Source organism: Flavobacterium sp. AJR (assembly GCF_002156885.1).
Taxonomy (GTDB): Bacteria; Bacteroidota; Bacteroidia; order Flavobacteriales; family Flavobacteriaceae; genus Flavobacterium.
The window spans coordinates 1-17,222 of the sequence record NZ_NCWQ01000016.1 but is presented as its reverse complement, the minus strand read 5'-3'; the positions used below and the strand labels follow the sequence as shown (position 1 = coordinate 17,222).

Sequence of the window (17,222 nt, the reverse complement as noted above, 5' to 3'; positions counted from 1 at the left end):
GATATTTAAGTTTAGTTAATTTCTTTTTATATATAAGTAAATATAGTGACTATTTTTCAGATGTTTATACTTGTAAAGAGTAAAACCTTTTTTGTTAAAATAATTTCAGATGCTATTTCTTATTTAGATGCCTGTTTATACACTTCTATCGAATCTTTTGCTAGTCGAATTTTGAGCCACGATTTTAATCTTTTATCCATTTCATGGTCTAACTCTTTCTTGCTTTGATATAAAACTATTGGGATTATTTTAGTAGTTTGTCCATCTTTATAAGAGTAATTTCCAATGGCTAATGCCGATATATAAGGGAATAATGCTTTTGATTCGTTTGTAATTTGCTCATTGTTAAATTGATATTCGGATAGTTGTTCTCGTAAACTATTAATGAGAATGTCTTTTTTATCTACTAAATCCTTACTAGAGTTTATTCTTTTAAGAACATCATTGCTTAGATTAAAAGTATCTTGCTGAATTATCAGTTGCGTATTAAGTAGGTTGTATTCGACCAATTTTTTATTCAAATCAACAATTTCCTGATGGTTGAATTTTTTAGATAAAAAGGCAAGTTTTATTTTCTTAGGTTTCGAATTATATTCTATTTTCTCATATATTATTGGGTAATCATGGTCGGTAAATTCTTTTTTAATGAAAATTTCGGTTCTTTGAGTGTAACTTTTTTCAACAAAAAGCTGATAAGCAAAATAAATACTAGGCAAAATCATAAGCATTATAAGAATTGAAATTCCGTATTTTACTTGTCTCTCGCGTTTTAAATCCAGTTGTTCTGCAACAGGATATTCTAGAAATTTTACAATCACAAAAGTGGCAATACAAATAAACACACAGTTTATAGTGTATAAATACATAGCACCAAAAAAATAGCTAATGTTCCCAAGAGCTAATCCGTATCCAGCGGTACATAAAGGAGGCATTAATGCTGTGGCAATGGCTACACCAGGAATAGGATTTCCTTTTTCGACTCTGGTTACTGCAATTACACCAACTAATCCCCCAAAAAAGGCAATTAGAATATCATATATGTTTGGTGATGTTCTTGCTAAAAGCTCAGATTGAGCTTCTTTAAAGGGACTTACATAAAAATAGCTAGTCGATATAGCTAAGCTTACAAATGTAGCGATAAGAAGGTTCTTAATGGATTTTTTGACCAATTCGAAGTCGTACATGCCTAAACCAAAACCTGCTCCAACAATAGGCCCCATTAAAGGTGATATTAGCATGGCACCTATAATTACAGCAGTAGAATTTACGTTCAGACCAACAGACGCAATAAGTATCGCACATGCTAATATCCATAAATTAGAACCTCTAAAAGAAATGGCACCGGTAATATTTTCGATTACCTTCTTTTTGTCTTCTTCTCCTTTGTGAAGGTCTATAAAATCCAAGACTTTGTTTATTCTTCGTTTCATTGTAATAGAGGTTTTATTTACAGTTAAAGTACGAATTTTATATTGAAATAGCTATGATGCATAATGCTGACGCAAAAAAAAATCCTCAACTACTTTTGGTAGAGAGGATTTACTTTTTATTATTTAAAGTAATTTTAATTACGTTTAAGTATTTTATATTGCTCGTAGCAACCGCTTATGGCATCCATTATTTGTAAGTCATTTGCCGATTGTATAAAAGAATCAGAGTAGTTGCAACGTTTTAAAATCTCAGGAATTTCATCTTTGCTTACTCCAAGAAGTACAGCTACGGTTTCCCTGTCAAATTTAGATTCTAATAAGTTACGCACTGTATCGTCTTTTTTCATTTCCTTGAGTTTCTTGAGCTCCTTGGGGTTTTTTCCGAAAAAGTTATAAAGTACATCTGTCGGATTAAAGATGGATCCTAATACTTTACCAAAAGCATTTGGCGAATATTCTCCAGCTTCATATCCTTGGGTTAAACCCGAAATACTATATCGATAATTTTCTTTTGCAGGAATCAGTTTAGAGTCAACTTCCAGATAACCAGTTAGGTTAAAAGGGCGTATAATTACCTCTTCAAGGGCAATTGCTTTTTCAGTAAGCTGAATTTTTGTGACTTTGTTTTTTATCCAGTCATTCGTAACACGAATTCTTAAGGATTGGAATCCTAAAATAGAGAAGTGTAAGGTATCATTTGGTTGTACATCAATTTCAAAATATCCTTTAGCATCAGATGTAGCACCTCTTACCTTATTAAGGTTAATGATGTTTACGCTAGATAGAGGAAGTTTTGTGTTGTCGTTAACAATGTAACCAGATACTCGTTGAGAATGCTCAATGTCTTGAGAAAACGTGGTCGTGGAAAGTACTAAAAATAAGAAAACTACAAAATATTTCATAAACTGATTTAAAACTTTAAAAGTAGTAAATCAGGATTAAATATTTTGTAGTCTTCAAGTATAATTATAAGAAAATTAACAAAGAGTATTAATCTCTTCTTGGTCTTCTTGGTCTTGATGAATCACCAAAGCTTTCAGAACGTCTTGGAGCTCTATCAGAACCACCTTCGCTTCTTGGAGCCGAGCTTCTGAAACCACCTTCTCTTGGAGCTGAGTTTCTGTCGCTTCTAAAACCACCTTCTCTTGGAGCAGAATTTCTGTCGCTTCTAAATCCGCCACCAGAACCTTCTCTTCTTGGAGCAGAACTTCTTCCGCCACCAAAACCACCACCAGAACTTCTTCCGTTATGGTCACGTCTTCCACCACCGTCATTTTTAGAAATTTCAACATTAATACGACGTCCTTCTAATTGTACGTTGTTTAATACTTCCATTACTTTGTCAGTGTGTTCAGGATCTGTGTTAAAGAAAGAGAAACCTTCTTTTACATCTACCTTGAAAACGTCATCACGACCTAAGTCTAATGTTTCTTTCAAGTAATCTTTTAATGACATCCAATCAAAATTATCTCTTGATCCAATGTTTACGAAATATCTTGTTGCACCACCATTGTTATTAGGTCTTGCAGCACCATCTCTATCATCACGTCTTTCAGAACCAGATGATTGATTAGAGATATCTCTGTTCTTTTTGTAATAAGCAATAAAACGGTTAAATTCAACAGAAACCATTTTCTTGATTAATTCTTCTTTAGATAATCCTTCTAAAACATTGTTAATAGCAGGAAGATAGTTGTCAATTTCGTGATCAACCTCAGTATCTTTAATCTTGTTTGCTAAGTGTAATAATTGGATTTCGCAAATTTCGATTCCAGAAGGAATAGTTTTTTCTTCAAACTTTTGTTTGATAATTCTTTCGATAGAAGAGATCTTACGTAATTCACTTTTGGTAACAATTACGATAGAAGTTCCTAATTTTCCAGCTCTACCAGTACGTCCAGAACGGTGATTGTAAGTTTCGATTTCGTCAGGTAATTGGTAGTTTACAACGTGAGTAATACTATCAACATCAATACCACGTGCAGCAACGTCAGTAGCTACAAGCATCTGAATTTGTCTTCCACGGAAAGATTTCATTACACCATCACGTTGCGCCTGAGATAAATCTCCGTGCAATGCAGCAGCGCTGTATCCATCTTCGATTAATTTTTCAGCAACAGCCTGAGTATCTCTTTTAGTACGACAGAAAACTACAGAGAAAATGTCTGGATTAGCATCAGCTAAACGTTTCAAAGCCTCGTAACGATCACGTGCATTTACTAGGTAAAATTCGTGAGATACAGTTGAAGAACCTGAGTTTTTAGCTCCAACAGTAATTTCTAATGGCTCGTGCATGAATTGTTTTGCAATTCTAGCAACTTCTTGTGGCATAGTTGCAGAGAACAACCATGTGCTTTTTTCGTCTGGAGATGTAGATAAGATGTTTACGATATCTTCGTAGAATCCCATGTTCAACATTTCGTCAGCCTCATCAAGAACACAATAGTTGATTTGAGAAATGTTTACCAATCCTCTGTTAATCATATCTTGCATTCTACCTGGAGTAGCCACAATAATTTGTGCTCCTCTTTTTATGTCTCTAGCTTGTTCTGTTATACTTGCACCACCGTAAACTGCTACTACATTAATACCTTTTTCGTATTTAGAGTAGTTTTTAATTTCGTTAGTAATCTGCAAACAAAGCTCGCGGGTTGGAGATAAAATTAATGCTTGTGTATTTCTGTTGTTGGCATCAATTTTTTGAATTAGCGGAAAACCAAAAGCTGCCGTTTTCCCTGTCCCTGTCTGAGCCAACGCAACCATATCTGTGTCTTTTTCCAATAATAGGGGAATCGCTTTCTCCTGTACTTCAGTCGGATTTTCAAATCCTAGATCTAAAATCGCCTTCAGTAACGATTCACTCAATCCTAATTGTTCAAATTTATTCATATGTATTTTTAAAATAGGGTGCAAAATTACTGTTAATTATTCAGATAAACTAATGCTATTTTAAGAATTGTATATTTATTATGATTTGATTATCAAACGGTTATGTTTTTGATTAAGTATTTTATCATCGTTTTTTATGAAATTGCAGCAAAAAAACGTCTAGAAATTTAAAATTTTGGATGTAAAATGTTGCATTCTAAACAATTATTGAACGAGGTTCAGAAAATCAATAAGTTGTTGGGTTGCTTTTCCGCGATGACTAATTTTATTTTTAACAGTTAAAGGTAATTCAGCAAAAGTTTCTTCATAGCCTTCAGGTTGAAAAATCGGGTCATAGCCAAAGCCTTGATCTCCTTTTTTATCCTGAGTAATACTTCCATCAGCAATACCTGTAAATAGGTGTTGCTTTCCGTTTAAATTTAATGCAATTACAGTTTTAAAATGAGCTTTTCGGTTAGAAACATTATTAAGCCCGTTTAAAACTTTATTCATATTATCATCAGAGTTGCGTTGTTCTCCTGCATATCTGGCTGAATATACTCCAGGTTCTCCATTTAAAGCACTTATTTCAAGTCCTGTATCATCGGCAAAACAATCGTAACTATATTTTTTGGTTACGTAATCGGCTTTAAGAATAGCATTACCTTCAATAGTATCAGCAGTTTCTGGAATGTCTTCGTGACAACCAATGTCTTCCAAACTTAATATTTTTATACTACCGTCGAGTATACTTTGTATTTCCAGAATTTTATTTTTATTGTTCGAAGCAAAAACGAGATCCATTATATATAGGTGTGTAATTAAAAAGATGTTCATACAAAGTTACAAAGTTTTCATGGAATTTCGACTTTGTAGTTTTTATGAGGCTTCAGGAGTTTTAGGGGCACTGTATGTTATATTTTATATGGCAATCCTGCGGAAAGTAGAATATGTTCGTTGCAGACCTTTGTCAAAGTTCAAAACTTTGACAAAGGTGTATGAATGTCCAGTCCAGTGATAGGTATTGCGTATGAAATATAATTAGATTATGTTTGAATTAATGATTTATTGATTCAACTCAAAAGAAAAAATTATGTTTAAGAAAATTATCCAAATCTCATTTGCTATCGTTATTATATTGTCATTAGTAAGTTGTAAAAACACCAAACAAAAACTTCAGGAATACGTTATTACTTATAATACTAGTATAGCGCCAAGTTTTAAAGGTGAAAATATTACTGGAACTACTGCCAGAGGATATTTAGAAGATAATAAAATTGAAATAAGAATAGAAACCGATTTAGAGCAAAACGAATCAAATAAACAAAAATATAGCAAGGCATTTCCTGATTTGTTGGCTGAAATGATTAAAAAAGAACAACTCCCTAAAGCGTTAATCGAAGAAGGAGTATCTTTTCATGTGTATTTTTTAGCTAAGGATAATACAGTTTTGTCTAAAGTGATAATTAATAAGGAAGAATTAAAAGAGCTGTTAAAAGAAAAGTAAGCTTGTAAAATATCCTAAAAACTTAAAAGCCTCTTTGTGTAAAACAAAGAGGCTTTTTTTATTTAGCGTTTGGTAACGCTTGTTAGATTATCTGGGAAATATAGTTCGGATAAATTGGTAAATTCATCACCACGCATAAAGATATTAATGTCGACATCAGCAAAACGTGTTTTTCCTGCAGCTGCCAACAATTCATTTGCCGAATGCAAGGTATTTTTATGGAAATGAAATACACGGTCGGATTTATCTGTAACTACTAAACCTTTCATCAGCATTTTATTTTGTGTTGCAACTCCCGTTGGGCATTCATTATTATGACAACGTAAAGCCTGGATGCAACCTAATGAGAACATAAAACCTCTGGCGCTATTACACATATCAGCACCAAGTGCTACAGCATGAAGGATAGAGTATCCAGAGATAATTTTTCCGCTACCAATTACTCTCATTTTATCTCTAATATTTAGAGAAATCAATGTTTTATTTACAAAAATTAAAGCAGGCTCAAATGGCATACCCACACCATCTGCAAATTCTAGCGGAGCTGCACCTGTACCACCTTCGGCACCATCGATAGTTATGAAATCAGGAAAACAATCTTCGGAAATCATTTCATGACAAATGTCTTCAAATTCTTTAGTGCTACCGATACAAAGTTTAAAACCAATAGGTTTACCGTTAGATAATTCGCGTAAGCGAGCCACAAAATGAACTAATCCTTTAGCATCAGAGAATGCGCTGTGGCTAGGAGGAGATAAAATTGTGGTATGTGGTTGTACGCCTCTTATTTTGGCTATTTGTTCTGTGTTTTTAGATGCAGGAAGTACACCACCATGTCCTGGTTTTGCTCCTTGTGATAGTTTAATTTCTATCATTTTTACATTTGGAAGTAATGCTTTTTCTTTAAACTTTTCTCCATCAAAGTTTCCATTTGCATCACGACAACCAAAATATCCAGTACCTATTTGCCAAGTTATATCGCCACCACCAGCAAGATGAAATTCTGTAAGTCCACCTTCACCAGTATTTTGATAGAATTTTCCTTTTTGTGCACCTATATTTAAGGCACGAACAGCATTTTCGCTTAGCGAACCAAAACTCATTGCCGATATATTTAGTAAAGAAGCTAAGTAAGGCTGCTTACAATCTTTACCACCTACAAGTACACGAGGTAATTCTTCATTTACTTTGGCAGGAAAAATGGAATGTTTGATTCCTTCGTAACTATCATGATTAAGATTTAATTGCGTTCCAAAAGGAGAACTAGAATCTATATTTTTGGCTCTTTGATAAACTAATGAACGTTGATTTCTTGAGAAAGGTTTACCGTCTGTAGATCTTTCGATGAAGTATTGCTGAATTTCAGGTGCAATCATTTCAAATAAATACCTGAAATAACCTAAAACAGGAAAGTTTCTTAAAATAGCATGTTTTGTTTGAATTGTATTATAAACACCAACAACTAATAGTATTGGAATAATAATAAGGAGTAAGAAACCACGTCCTGACTCAGAATAATGATAAATTGCTGCAACAACTAGAAACAATAAGAATCCGTAGATAAAGAATTTTTTTCTCATGTTTTTTAATTTTTAATTTGAAAAGTGTAAATGTAAATTGTAAAATATGTTAGCTGTATCTCAAGCGAACGTAATTATGTTTGATTCCTTTTTTATCCGAATCTCTTTCGTCGATTTCAAGAATATCTGTTAAGGATTTTAGCATTGGAGTTAATTTTGAAAAACCATAATTTCTTGGGTCAAATTCAGGTTTCTTCTTAACCAAAAGATTACCTATATCACCTAAGAATGCCCATCCATCATCATCTCCAATTGCATCAATTGTATCTTCGATAAGTTCAATTGTTTGAAGATCAATTTTGTTTAGTGGCTTTTCGGTTTGTTTCTCAGGTTGTTTTCCAGTTGGTTTTTCAACAGGTTTTTTAGAGTCAGAAGTAGTAAGTTTTGGCTCTTTCTTTTTGATAGCGCCATCTAATACTTCAATATATATAAAACGATCGCAGGCTACAATAAATGCACTTGGTGTTTTCTTTTCGCCAATACCGATTACTTTCATACCAGATTCACGCAATCTAATAGCCAATCTGGTAAAATCACTATCGCTAGAAACGATACAAAAACCGTCTAGTTTTCCCGAATATAATAAATCCATGGCATCGATAATTAATGCCGAATCGGAAGAGTTTTTACCTACAGTGTAACTATATTGTTGGATAGGGGTAATGGCATGTTCTAGTAATACGCTTTTCCAACCGTTTGCATTAGGTTTAGTCCAGTCGGCATATATACGTTTAGTTGTTGGAGTACCAAATTTAGTAATTTCCTCCATCATCCCTTTTACATTGCTATACGGTACATTATCGGCATCGATAAGTACAGCAAGTTTCAATTCTTTGGTGCTGTTTAAAGACATTTTTTGGTTTTACAAAATTATAATCTACCAAAGATAAAACTAAAATTAGTTTTTATAGGATCTTGCTTTATAATATGTGTTTCTGAATAATTAAATTATTCTGGTTATAAATAAGGTAAGATTTTTATTTTAGAAATCTATTAAAGATAAATTTGTCTTTTAATATGTTTTTAAATACATTTGTATAAAATTAAATCAACTAGTCTATGTTTTCAAAAGCCTGTGAGTATGGTATTCGCGCCTCGATATTTATTGCTACAAAATCATCACAAGGAATTAGGGTTGGGATAAAAGATGTGGCAAAAGAAATTGACTCTCCAGAACCGTTTACTGCCAAAATAATGCAGATTCTTACCAAAAACGGAATTATAGATTCGGCAAAAGGTGTAGGAGGTGGTTTTGAGGTTTCTACTGATAAAGTAAAATCTATTAAATTAATTCAGATTGTTGATGCCATTGATGGAGACAACATATATAAAGGATGTGGTATTGGCTTAAAAGAATGTTCAGAAGTGCATCCTTGCCCGGTACATAATCAATTTAAGCAAATACGTGAATTACTTTTAGATATGCTTACAAATACAACCCTGGAAGAACTCGCATTAGGTGTAAAATCAGGAGATTCTTTTCTTAAAGCATTAAACAAAAACAATTAATATTATATAATTTAAATACTCAAAAATGAATAAAAAAGTCAAAATTTCGATTGTAATGCTAATGGGATGTTTAGCAATAACTTCATGTGGTAAAAAAGAAACAGCACCAACTGATACGCCAACAGAGGTAAGTGAGCCAACAGAGGATTCTGAAGGGCAAACAGCAGCAGTTAGTAATGTTTTGGTTATTGAAGGAAATGATCAAATGCAATTTAATACCAAAGAGTTAAAAGCTGTAGCAGGAAAGCCTATCACGCTAACATTAAAACACATAGGTAAGATTCCTAAAGCTGCGATGGGACATAACGTAGTTATTTTGCAGGAAGGTACAGATGAAGCTGCTTTTGCGGGTAAAGCTGCTGCTGCTAAAGACACTGATTATATTCCTGCTTCAGAAAAAGCTTCGATTATCGCTCATACTAAATTAATTGGAGGAGGAGAAGAGGATACTATTGAGTTTACTGTAGATAAAAAAGGAACATACAATTTTTTATGTACTTTCCCAGGGCACGTTGCCATGATGAAAGGTGTTTTAATTGTTGAATAATTAAAGAACTCTAATCCATAAATTAGTGGGTTAGAGTTTTTTATTAAACTAATAAAGGATAAAAAAGTCTTTTATTGATGAAATTTAAAAAAATGAAAAGAGAAAAAAAATTATGGATAGCATTTGCTTTGGTAATGAGCATCTCGTTTGCTGTTTTGGGGTATTATGGCTATGAAATTTACCAACAAGCACCACCAATCCCTAAACAAATAGTTTCAGATAGCGGAAAACTTATTTTTTCTGAAGATGAGATTAAAGACGGGCAAAATGTTTGGCAAAGTATAGGAGGACAAGAGGTAGGATCTATTTGGGGACACGGTGCTTATGTAGCACCAGATTGGACTGCCGATTGGTTACATAGAGAAGCCATGTTTATTCTGAACAAATATTCGAAAGAAGATTTTGGTAAAGAATTTAATGACTTAGATAAGGAAAAACAAGCAGCATTAAAGATACGCTTACAAAAAGATGTGAGAACAAATCGTTATGATAAAAATTCACAAACACTTACAATTTCAGAAAATAGAGTAGCAGCAATTCAATATCTTAGTGAATATTATCAAGGACTTTTTACTAATGATCCTAAGTTTGATAAATTAAGAGAAGAATATGCAATTCCTAAAAATTCAATAAAAGACGAAGCAAGAATGCATAAAATGAATGCATTTTTCTTTTGGGCAACTTGGGCAACTGTAACCCAACGTCCCGATTCGGATATTTCATACACACACAACTGGCCATCAGACGAATTGGTTGGTAATAATGCCACAAAAGAATTGCTTGCCTGGTCGGGTGTCAGTATTATTTTACTGATTTTTAGTATCGGAATCCTAGTATTTTATCATGCGAAATCGGGTGAAGAAGAGGAGTTTCCGCTTCCTAGTAAAGATCCAATACTTAATCAGGGGATGACTCCATCGATGCATTTGATCAAAAAATATTTTTGGGTAGTAAGTTTGTTGATGATTTTACAAATGGCTTTAGGGATAATTACAGCTCATTATGGTGTAGAAGGAAATGCTTTATATGGCATTCCCATAGATCAAATTTTACCTTACGCAGTTACACGAACCTGGCATACCCAATTGGCTATTTTTTGGATAGCAACAGCTTGGTTGGCTACAGGATTATATATAGCTCCGGCAGTTTCGGGTAAAGACCCTAAATTTCAGTGTTTTGGAGTGAATTTTTTGTTTATTGCTTTATTAATCATTGTTTTGGGTTCTATGGTAGGACAATGGTTTGGGGTAATGCAAAAACTAAATTTGGTACAAAACTTTTGGTTTGGACACCAAGGTTACGAATATGTAGATCTGGGACGTTTCTGGCAAATATTCCTTCTAGTTGGATTATTCTTATGGTTGGCATTAATGATACGTCCGCTAATTCCTATTTTAAAGAAAAAGACAGAAGAAAAAAATCTAATCATTTTGTTCTTGATTTCTTGTACAGCAATTGCCATGTTTTATGGAGCAGGATTAATGTGGGGAAGACAAACAAATTTAGCCATTGCCGAATATTGGAGATGGTGGGTTGTACACCTATGGGTAGAAGGATTCTTTGAAGTATTTGCAACAGTTGTTATCGCGTTTTTATTCGTTCGTTTGGGATTATTAAAAACCAAAACAGCTACTTTAAATGTGTTATTTGCAACTATTATTTTTATGTCGGGAGGTATTCTTGGAACTTTCCATCATTTGTACTTTTCTGGAACACCAACAGCTATTATGGCATTAGGAGCTTCATTTAGTGCACTAGAAGTTGTACCGCTTACCTTAATAGGTTTTGAAGCATATCAAAATTATAAACTGTCAAAATCTACACAATGGATTATTGATTACAAATGGCCTATTTACTTTATGATAGCCGTTGCGTTCTGGAATTTCCTTGGTGCTGGAGTTTTCGGATTCATTATCAATCCGCCAATTGCATTGTATTATGTACAAGGTTTAAATACAACACCTCTTCACGCACACACAGCATTGTTTGGTGTTTACGGAATGTTAGGAATTGGTTTAATGCTTTTTGTTTTAAGAAGTTTATACAGAAATATTACCTGGAACGAGAAACTGCTTAAAATTACGTTTTGGTCATTAAATATTGGGTTGTTTTTAATGGCTGTCTTGAGTTTGTTGCCAATAGGAATTTGGCAAGCTATCGAAAGTATTGATCACGGAATGTGGTATGCACGTTCATCAGAGTTAATGCAACAACCTACAATGATTACTTTAAAATGGATGCGTGCCATAGGGGATTCTATCTTCGGAATAGGAATTATAACTACGGCTTGGTTTGTCTTTGATTTGACATTAAAAAATAGAAGAAAATAATAAAATAAAAATAATATCATGGAAAATTTACAAAATAAAACAATAGGAACATTTGTAGCAGAAGACTTTAGAACTGCTGCAGTATTTTCAAAATATAAAATCGATTTTTGCTGCAAAGGAAACAGAACCATCGACGAAGTTTGTGCAAAGCAAGAAATTGACTCTAAAGTTTTGCTTAAAAAAATTAAAGAAGCTTTATCTGCGGAAGATACTAATGCAATAGACTTTAACTCATGGCCATTGGATTTATTGGCTGATTATATTGAGAAAACACACCACCGTTATGTAGAGGATAAATCAATCATTATAATGCAATTTCTAAATAAACTTTGTAGTGTTCATGGAGGGAATCATCCAGAATTGTTTAAGATAAACCAATTGTTTATCGAATGTGCTGGCGAATTAGCTCAACACATGAAAAAAGAAGAATTGATGTTATTCCCTTTCATAAAAAAGATGGTTAAAGCAAAAGAAACAGACGAAGCTTTAGTACAACCTCCTTTTGGAACTGTATCTAACCCAATTGCAATGATGATGCATGAGCATGATGCCGAGGGAGAACGCTTTCGCGAAATTGCCAGCCTAACTAATGATTATCAGGCGCCAAGCGACGGATGTACCACTTACAAAGTAACATACGCTATGCTAAAAGAATTTGAAGAGAATTTGCATACACATATTCATCTGGAAAATAATATCTTGTTTCCTAAAGCAATGATTCTGGAAAAAGAGTTTTCTTAAAAAATAAGAATGTATAATTAATGAAAAGAATGCACCGATAAATTAATTAACATCGGTGCATTTTTATTTCTATAAATAGGAGATTAGGATTATTTTGAACTACTTTTAATTTAAATAAAGATGAAATTATTAACTAAAATGAGTTCGCAAAAAAGTTGGGTTGTATGTTGCTTCTTTAATTTTTTAATAGCTTCGCTTATGGGGTTGTTAATGCGTTATGTCTATCTATTTCCTTTAAATATAAATTATAGTTTCTTACTTCATGCACATTCACATGTAGCGATGTTAGGTTGGGCTTATTTGATGATTTATGTTTTAATTGTTCGTTTTTTTATCCCAAAAGAAAAAAGTCAGAAACCAATTTATAATCAGTTATTCTGGGTTACCGAATTTGCTGTTATTGGTATGATGGTAACTTTTCCGATTCAGGGATATGCTTTGTTTTCGATTATATTTTCTACAATGCATATTGTACTCAGTTATGTTTTTTGTTGGCTGGTTTGGAGAGATGGCTTTAAGGATAAAAGAAGCGATCATAAACTTTTATTGGCAGCGATTTTATTTATGGTTTTCTCGACTTTCGGAGTTTGGTGTTTAGGACCAGCAGTAAGTATGTTGGGGAAACAAAGTGCTTTTTATCAAATTGCAATTCAGTTTTTCCTGCATTTTCAGTTTAATGGATGGTTTTTGTTTGCGGTTTTGGCTTTGTTTTTAAAGCAATTTGAAGATAAAATAGAAAAAAAGTCGTTCAAAATATTCTTCACTCTACTTATCATAGCTACATTTTTAACCGTAGCATTTCCTGTAAGTTGGTATGTCGAGAACAATTTATTAAGTTGGATTAATACTATTGGAGTTGTTTTGCAATTGGTTGCTTTTGTCCATTTTTATAAAATGTTAAAGCCTCAAATAAACTCGTTTAAAGCTAATTTAGATTCAACGACTAAAATAGTATATGGTTTGGCGTTGTGTTCTTTATTCTTGAAAATAGGCATACAACTATTGGTTTTAATACCTAATCTAGCCGAAATTTCACATCAAATCCGAAGCTTTATAATTGGTTTTATTCATTTAACAACTTTAGGTATAATCACAGGATTTTTGCTTGGAGTATTAATTCAGAATAAGCTGCTTTCGCATCAATCTTATTTACTTCGTGCAGGAATAAAGTGTTTTATTTTGGGATATATAGCAACAGAAATATTGCTATTTATTCAAGGGGGATTTCTTTATTTTGGTAAAGGAGCGCTTTGGGGGTATTACGAAGAAATTTTCGGAACAAGCGTTCTTATTGTTGTAGGATTAAGCTTAATTACAGCTTCAATCATTAAGACAAAAAATATCTGCTTACAATAATAACATACCTATCTTTTTTTCTGCCACAGATTATTATGATTAAAAGGATTCTAACACTTTGTATATAATGGAACGCGGATTAAACGGATTCGCTAAGGCGAAAACGCGATCCCGAAGCGTCGGGACGGATTTTCTTTTTATTGTTTTAAAATCTGTTTTTATCCGCGTCTTTACTTTTGTAAATCAGCTCTAATCCGCGTTCTTTTTTGCTACAGGCTAACTTTGCGCTCCTTGCGGTTAATTCTCCTGAATATTATAAAACAAAAAACAAGAGTCGATTAATCAAAATCTTCCCTTGTTCTTTACGAATTAATTAACCTATTTAATTTTTTCTGCTTCCAGATTTATTCTGTCTACTGTTTTATCATTGTTTACTCCTAAGCCTTCTTGTTGGTAAATTAATTCTCCATCAGGATTAAAAACACTTATAATATTGGAGTGTGAAAAATCTATGGGAGATATCTTTTTATAATTAACAGCTAGAACAGCTGCAAATTCTCGAGTATTATCTTCTGTAGAACGTAAGAAAATCCACGGGTCATTTTCCATTTTATTAGCAATAGCAAATGCTTTTAGTTTTTCGGGAGTATCAGTTTCAGGATCAATACTTACGAGAATAAGTTTTACGTTTTTCTTTGTTTCTTTATTTAATCGAGATTCTATATTTCTCATATCGGCAACTAATCTTGGGCAAGCAGCTTTACAAGTTGTATAAATCATTACCATAACCAGAACATTTCCTTTTAGACTTTTTAGTTCGATATCTTTTCCATCTTGGGTTGTCCATTGCGAGGGCAAATTATAAATGGATAAATCACTAATTGGTTTGTCTTCTGTGGCTAATAAACTGTCTTCTTTTTTAGATTCTTTGCAACTTTGCAAAGTAAAAAGAAGAATGAAAATTGCCATTATTGTTTTTTTCATTTTTAAATGATTTAAAATTATAGCTTTGTTGTACTAGCACATCTAAAACCTAGATTTCGCGTTGAATATTGCGCTTTAAGACTTCCTCTAAAGGCATATCGCATAAAAGCAGCATAATCCATCAAGTCGGATGCATTTACAGATGCGCCTCCGCAAAAAAGATTCTTATCGTCGCTTTTATCTTTTCTGGATTCTCCAGATAAAAAGATACTATTAAAGTCTGAAGTCCATTCCCATACTAGACCATGCATATCATAAACGCCCCAATAATTTTTGAACGTTTGTCCAATAGGATTTTCATATGTTTTTGATTTCTCGTACCAGGACAAAATATATTTATTAAATTCCGTTTTAGTTCTGGCATCAATCCTTTTTTCATCTGCCATGGCAACATATTCCCATTCGTCCATTGTAGGCAATCGCTTTCCTTGGCATTCACAATATTTTTTGGCAGCAAACCAAGAAACGTTTGTTACAGGAGCTTTTGGATTTGAATTTCCGAAATCAAAATCCGATTTCCAATAAGACAGATAACTTTTGTCTGCAAAAAGTCCTTTTATTTTAGATTTGCTATAGCTTGGATTCTTTTTGAGGAAACTCAAAAACTCATTGTTTGTAACAGGATAAACATCTATAAAAAAAGGTTTTACAGCGACAGGCGTTTTTGTTGTAGCCCCGTAAAGAGGGACAAAGGAGCCCTCTTTTATCGGAACCATTTTCGATTCTTGTGCCCATACCATTCCCGTAATATGAGCCAAGAAAAGAATAATAATGAAAATGCTTTTTTGCATACTATTTGGTGTTGTTATCTTTGTGCTTTTACCATTTCGGGAGTAACATCTGTTTTGTTATTTCCCCAACTGTTGTATATATAAGTCATAACATTTGCTATTTCATCATCAGATAAATTCTGGCTAGGCATAACATTGTTATATTTTTTACCATTTACAGTTATCTCTCCACTTAAACCATGCAGGATTGTTTTAATTGCTCTGTTGGCATCTGCATTAAGATAATCTGATTTTGCAAGAGGAGGGAACGTACTAGGAATTCCTTGCCCTTCGGATTGGTGACAAGCAAAACAGGTTGTACCAAAAATTTCTTTTCCAATTTTTATCTTTTCTGCTACAGTTCTTTTTGGAATTGCTGTTTTAGCAGCTCCATTATCAGGCATTTTCTGAATTGTTCCTCCTTCTGGTAAATAAATACCTTCTTGGATAGTTCCAGAATATATGTTTTTGTGCTCAGCACCTTCTACTTTTAGTATTCCTAGTGCACCTTTATTAAATGCTCTAAAAATGGAGTGATCGACTATGACAAAACTTCCCGGAGTTTCTACTTTAAAATCAACTATAGATGCTCCACCAGCAGGAATTAGCGTAGTTTGAACATTTTTATTAATCATGCTTCCACCTTCTACATGTACATTATCAAATATTTCACCAATAACATGGAAAGAAGATACTAAGTTTGGACCGCCATTACCAACAAATAAACGAACCGTTTCACCAACTTTTGCAGTAAGTTCACCTCCATTTGTTAATGAACCAACTTTCCCGTTAAATACAACATAATCAGGTGTTTCTTTTACCGCTTTATTCATGTCAAAAGCCTGAAGTCCTTGAGCTCCATATTCACCTTGAGTGTAAAAATCACCTTGCATAACGTAGTATTCTTTGTCTACTGGAGGAAGACCGCCTTCAGGCTCTACCAAAATTAAACCATACATTCCGTTTGCAATGTGCATTCCAACAGGAGCTGTAGCGCAATGGTAAACATATAGTCCAGGATTTATTACTTTAAAGCTAAACACTTTTTCATGACCAGGTGCTACAAGTGATGATGATGCTCCACCACCAGGACCCGTAACGGCATGTAAATCGATATTGTGTGGAAGTTTATTATCCGGATGGTTTTTTAAGTGAAATTCGACTTCATCACCAACACGAGTTCTAATAAAACTTCCTGGAACAGAACCTCCAAATGTCCAATAGGTATATTTTACACCATCAGTCATAGTTCCTTCCTGCTCTTTAATTTCCATATTAACTTTTAGTTTCATGGCAGGTCTGTTACCAACTGGTTTTGGTACCATTGGTGGAGCTGTAAGTTCAGCTTCCATTTCTCCATCAGTTTTAATATCAGTGTAATTCGTAGATTCTTCTCCTTTTTTACATGATGCTAATAATAGCATTGCAAAAATTGCACAAAAAACAGCTCTCAATTTTAAGGGCATTTTATAATTCTTTTTCATAACAAGTTTGGTTTATTTTAGTTTTAAATCTTTAAGCAAAAATAAAAGACTATTTTGTCTTTTATTATGATAAAAATCATGTAAGGCATATAACTTAAAATTTAATTTTGTACTTATAATTGGGTTTAATCTTGTTAAAGATGGGGCTTTAAAATAGGGTTTAATTTTTAAATATT

Annotated in this window: 15 protein-coding genes; 6 read left to right on the top strand and 9 right to left on the bottom strand. The window is 33.3% G+C overall.

Annotation, left to right across the window (positions count from 1 at the left end; translation table 11 throughout):
• Window positions 1–119: 119 nt before the first annotated feature.
• The 4 genes from B8T70_RS05765 to B8T70_RS05750 form a co-directional block, all read right to left on the bottom strand.
• Complete coding sequence (locus B8T70_RS05765; protein ID WP_086894227.1) at window positions 120–1,430, bottom strand: DUF389 domain-containing protein; 1,311 nt, start codon at window positions 1,428–1,430, stop codon at window positions 120–122.
• Between the two features lie 134 nt (window positions 1,431–1,564).
• Complete coding sequence (locus tag B8T70_RS05760) at window positions 1,565–2,332, bottom strand: carboxypeptidase-like regulatory domain-containing protein (protein WP_086894226.1); 768 nt, start codon at window positions 2,330–2,332, stop codon at window positions 1,565–1,567.
• A gap of 88 nt (window positions 2,333–2,420) precedes the next feature.
• Window positions 2,421–4,319, bottom strand: a complete 1,899-nt coding sequence (locus B8T70_RS05755; protein WP_039112599.1) for a DEAD/DEAH box helicase — start codon at window positions 4,317–4,319, stop codon at window positions 2,421–2,423.
• A gap of 204 nt (window positions 4,320–4,523) precedes the next feature.
• Window positions 4,524–5,102, bottom strand: a complete 579-nt coding sequence (locus B8T70_RS05750; protein WP_086894225.1) for a non-canonical purine NTP diphosphatase — start codon at window positions 5,100–5,102, stop codon at window positions 4,524–4,526.
• A 289-nt stretch (window positions 5,103–5,391) separates the two neighbouring features.
• Here B8T70_RS05750 and B8T70_RS05745 point away from each other — a divergent pair, with 289 nt between their 5' ends.
• On the top strand, window positions 5,392–5,805 hold the full coding sequence (locus B8T70_RS05745) for a hypothetical protein (RefSeq protein WP_086894224.1): 414 nt from the start codon (window positions 5,392–5,394) through the stop codon (window positions 5,803–5,805).
• Between the two features lie 62 nt (window positions 5,806–5,867).
• On the opposite strand, the gene B8T70_RS05740 is transcribed toward B8T70_RS05745, so the two are convergent.
• Together B8T70_RS05740 and B8T70_RS05735 are read right to left on the bottom strand one after the other, a co-directional pair.
• Complete coding sequence (locus B8T70_RS05740; RefSeq protein WP_039112603.1) at window positions 5,868–7,385, bottom strand: FMN-binding glutamate synthase family protein; 1,518 nt, start codon at window positions 7,383–7,385, stop codon at window positions 5,868–5,870.
• A 49-nt stretch (window positions 7,386–7,434) separates the two neighbouring features.
• Entirely contained in the window at window positions 7,435–8,238 is an 804-nt protein-coding gene (locus B8T70_RS05735; protein ID WP_086894223.1) for an NYN domain-containing protein, read from the bottom strand.
• 206 nt (window positions 8,239–8,444) lie between these two features.
• On the opposite strand from B8T70_RS05735, the gene B8T70_RS05730 reads away from it, so the two are divergent.
• The 5 genes from B8T70_RS05730 (at window position 8,445) to B8T70_RS05710 (ending at window position 13,868) form a co-directional block, all read left to right on the top strand.
• Window positions 8,445–8,894 (top strand): Rrf2 family transcriptional regulator, encoded by a 450-nt coding sequence (locus B8T70_RS05730; protein ID WP_039112605.1) that lies wholly within the window; start codon window positions 8,445–8,447, stop codon window positions 8,892–8,894.
• 25 nt (window positions 8,895–8,919) lie between these two features.
• Window positions 8,920–9,441: an azurin gene (gene azu / locus B8T70_RS05725; RefSeq protein ID WP_086894222.1), complete on the top strand. Its 522-nt coding sequence runs from the start codon at window positions 8,920–8,922 to the stop codon at window positions 9,439–9,441.
• Between the two features lie 92 nt (window positions 9,442–9,533).
• Window positions 9,534–11,771 carry a nitric-oxide reductase large subunit gene (locus B8T70_RS05720; RefSeq protein ID WP_086894246.1) on the top strand — a complete coding sequence of 746 codons (2,238 nt, stop codon included), beginning with the start codon at window positions 9,534–9,536 and terminating at the stop codon, window positions 11,769–11,771.
• 18 nt (window positions 11,772–11,789) lie between these two features.
• Complete coding sequence (gene ric / locus B8T70_RS05715) at window positions 11,790–12,512, top strand: iron-sulfur cluster repair di-iron protein (RefSeq protein ID WP_086894221.1); 723 nt, start codon at window positions 11,790–11,792, stop codon at window positions 12,510–12,512.
• Window positions 12,513–12,632: 120 nt separating this feature from the next.
• On the top strand, window positions 12,633–13,868 hold the full coding sequence (locus B8T70_RS05710) for a hypothetical protein (RefSeq protein ID WP_242667430.1): 1,236 nt from the start codon (window positions 12,633–12,635) through the stop codon (window positions 13,866–13,868).
• 318 nt (window positions 13,869–14,186) lie between these two features.
• On the opposite strand, the gene B8T70_RS05705 is transcribed toward B8T70_RS05710, so the two are convergent.
• The 3 genes from B8T70_RS05705 to nirK are packed head-to-tail and all read right to left on the bottom strand — an operon-like array spanning window position 14,187 to window position 16,986.
• A complete protein-coding gene (locus B8T70_RS05705) occupies window positions 14,187–14,792 on the bottom strand; it encodes an SCO family protein (protein ID WP_086894220.1) in 606 nt (201 codons plus the stop codon).
• Window positions 14,793–14,809: 17 nt separating this feature from the next.
• Window positions 14,810–15,583 carry a formylglycine-generating enzyme family protein gene (locus tag B8T70_RS05700; protein WP_086894219.1) on the bottom strand — a complete coding sequence of 258 codons (774 nt, stop codon included), beginning with the start codon at window positions 15,581–15,583 and terminating at the stop codon, window positions 14,810–14,812.
• A gap of 14 nt (window positions 15,584–15,597) precedes the next feature.
• The gene (gene nirK, locus B8T70_RS05695; protein ID WP_369827373.1) at window positions 15,598–16,986 is read right to left on the bottom strand and encodes a copper-containing nitrite reductase; all 1,389 of its coding nucleotides are present in this window, start codon (window positions 16,984–16,986) and stop codon (window positions 15,598–15,600) included.
• Between the last annotated feature and the right edge of the window lie 236 nt (window positions 16,987–17,222).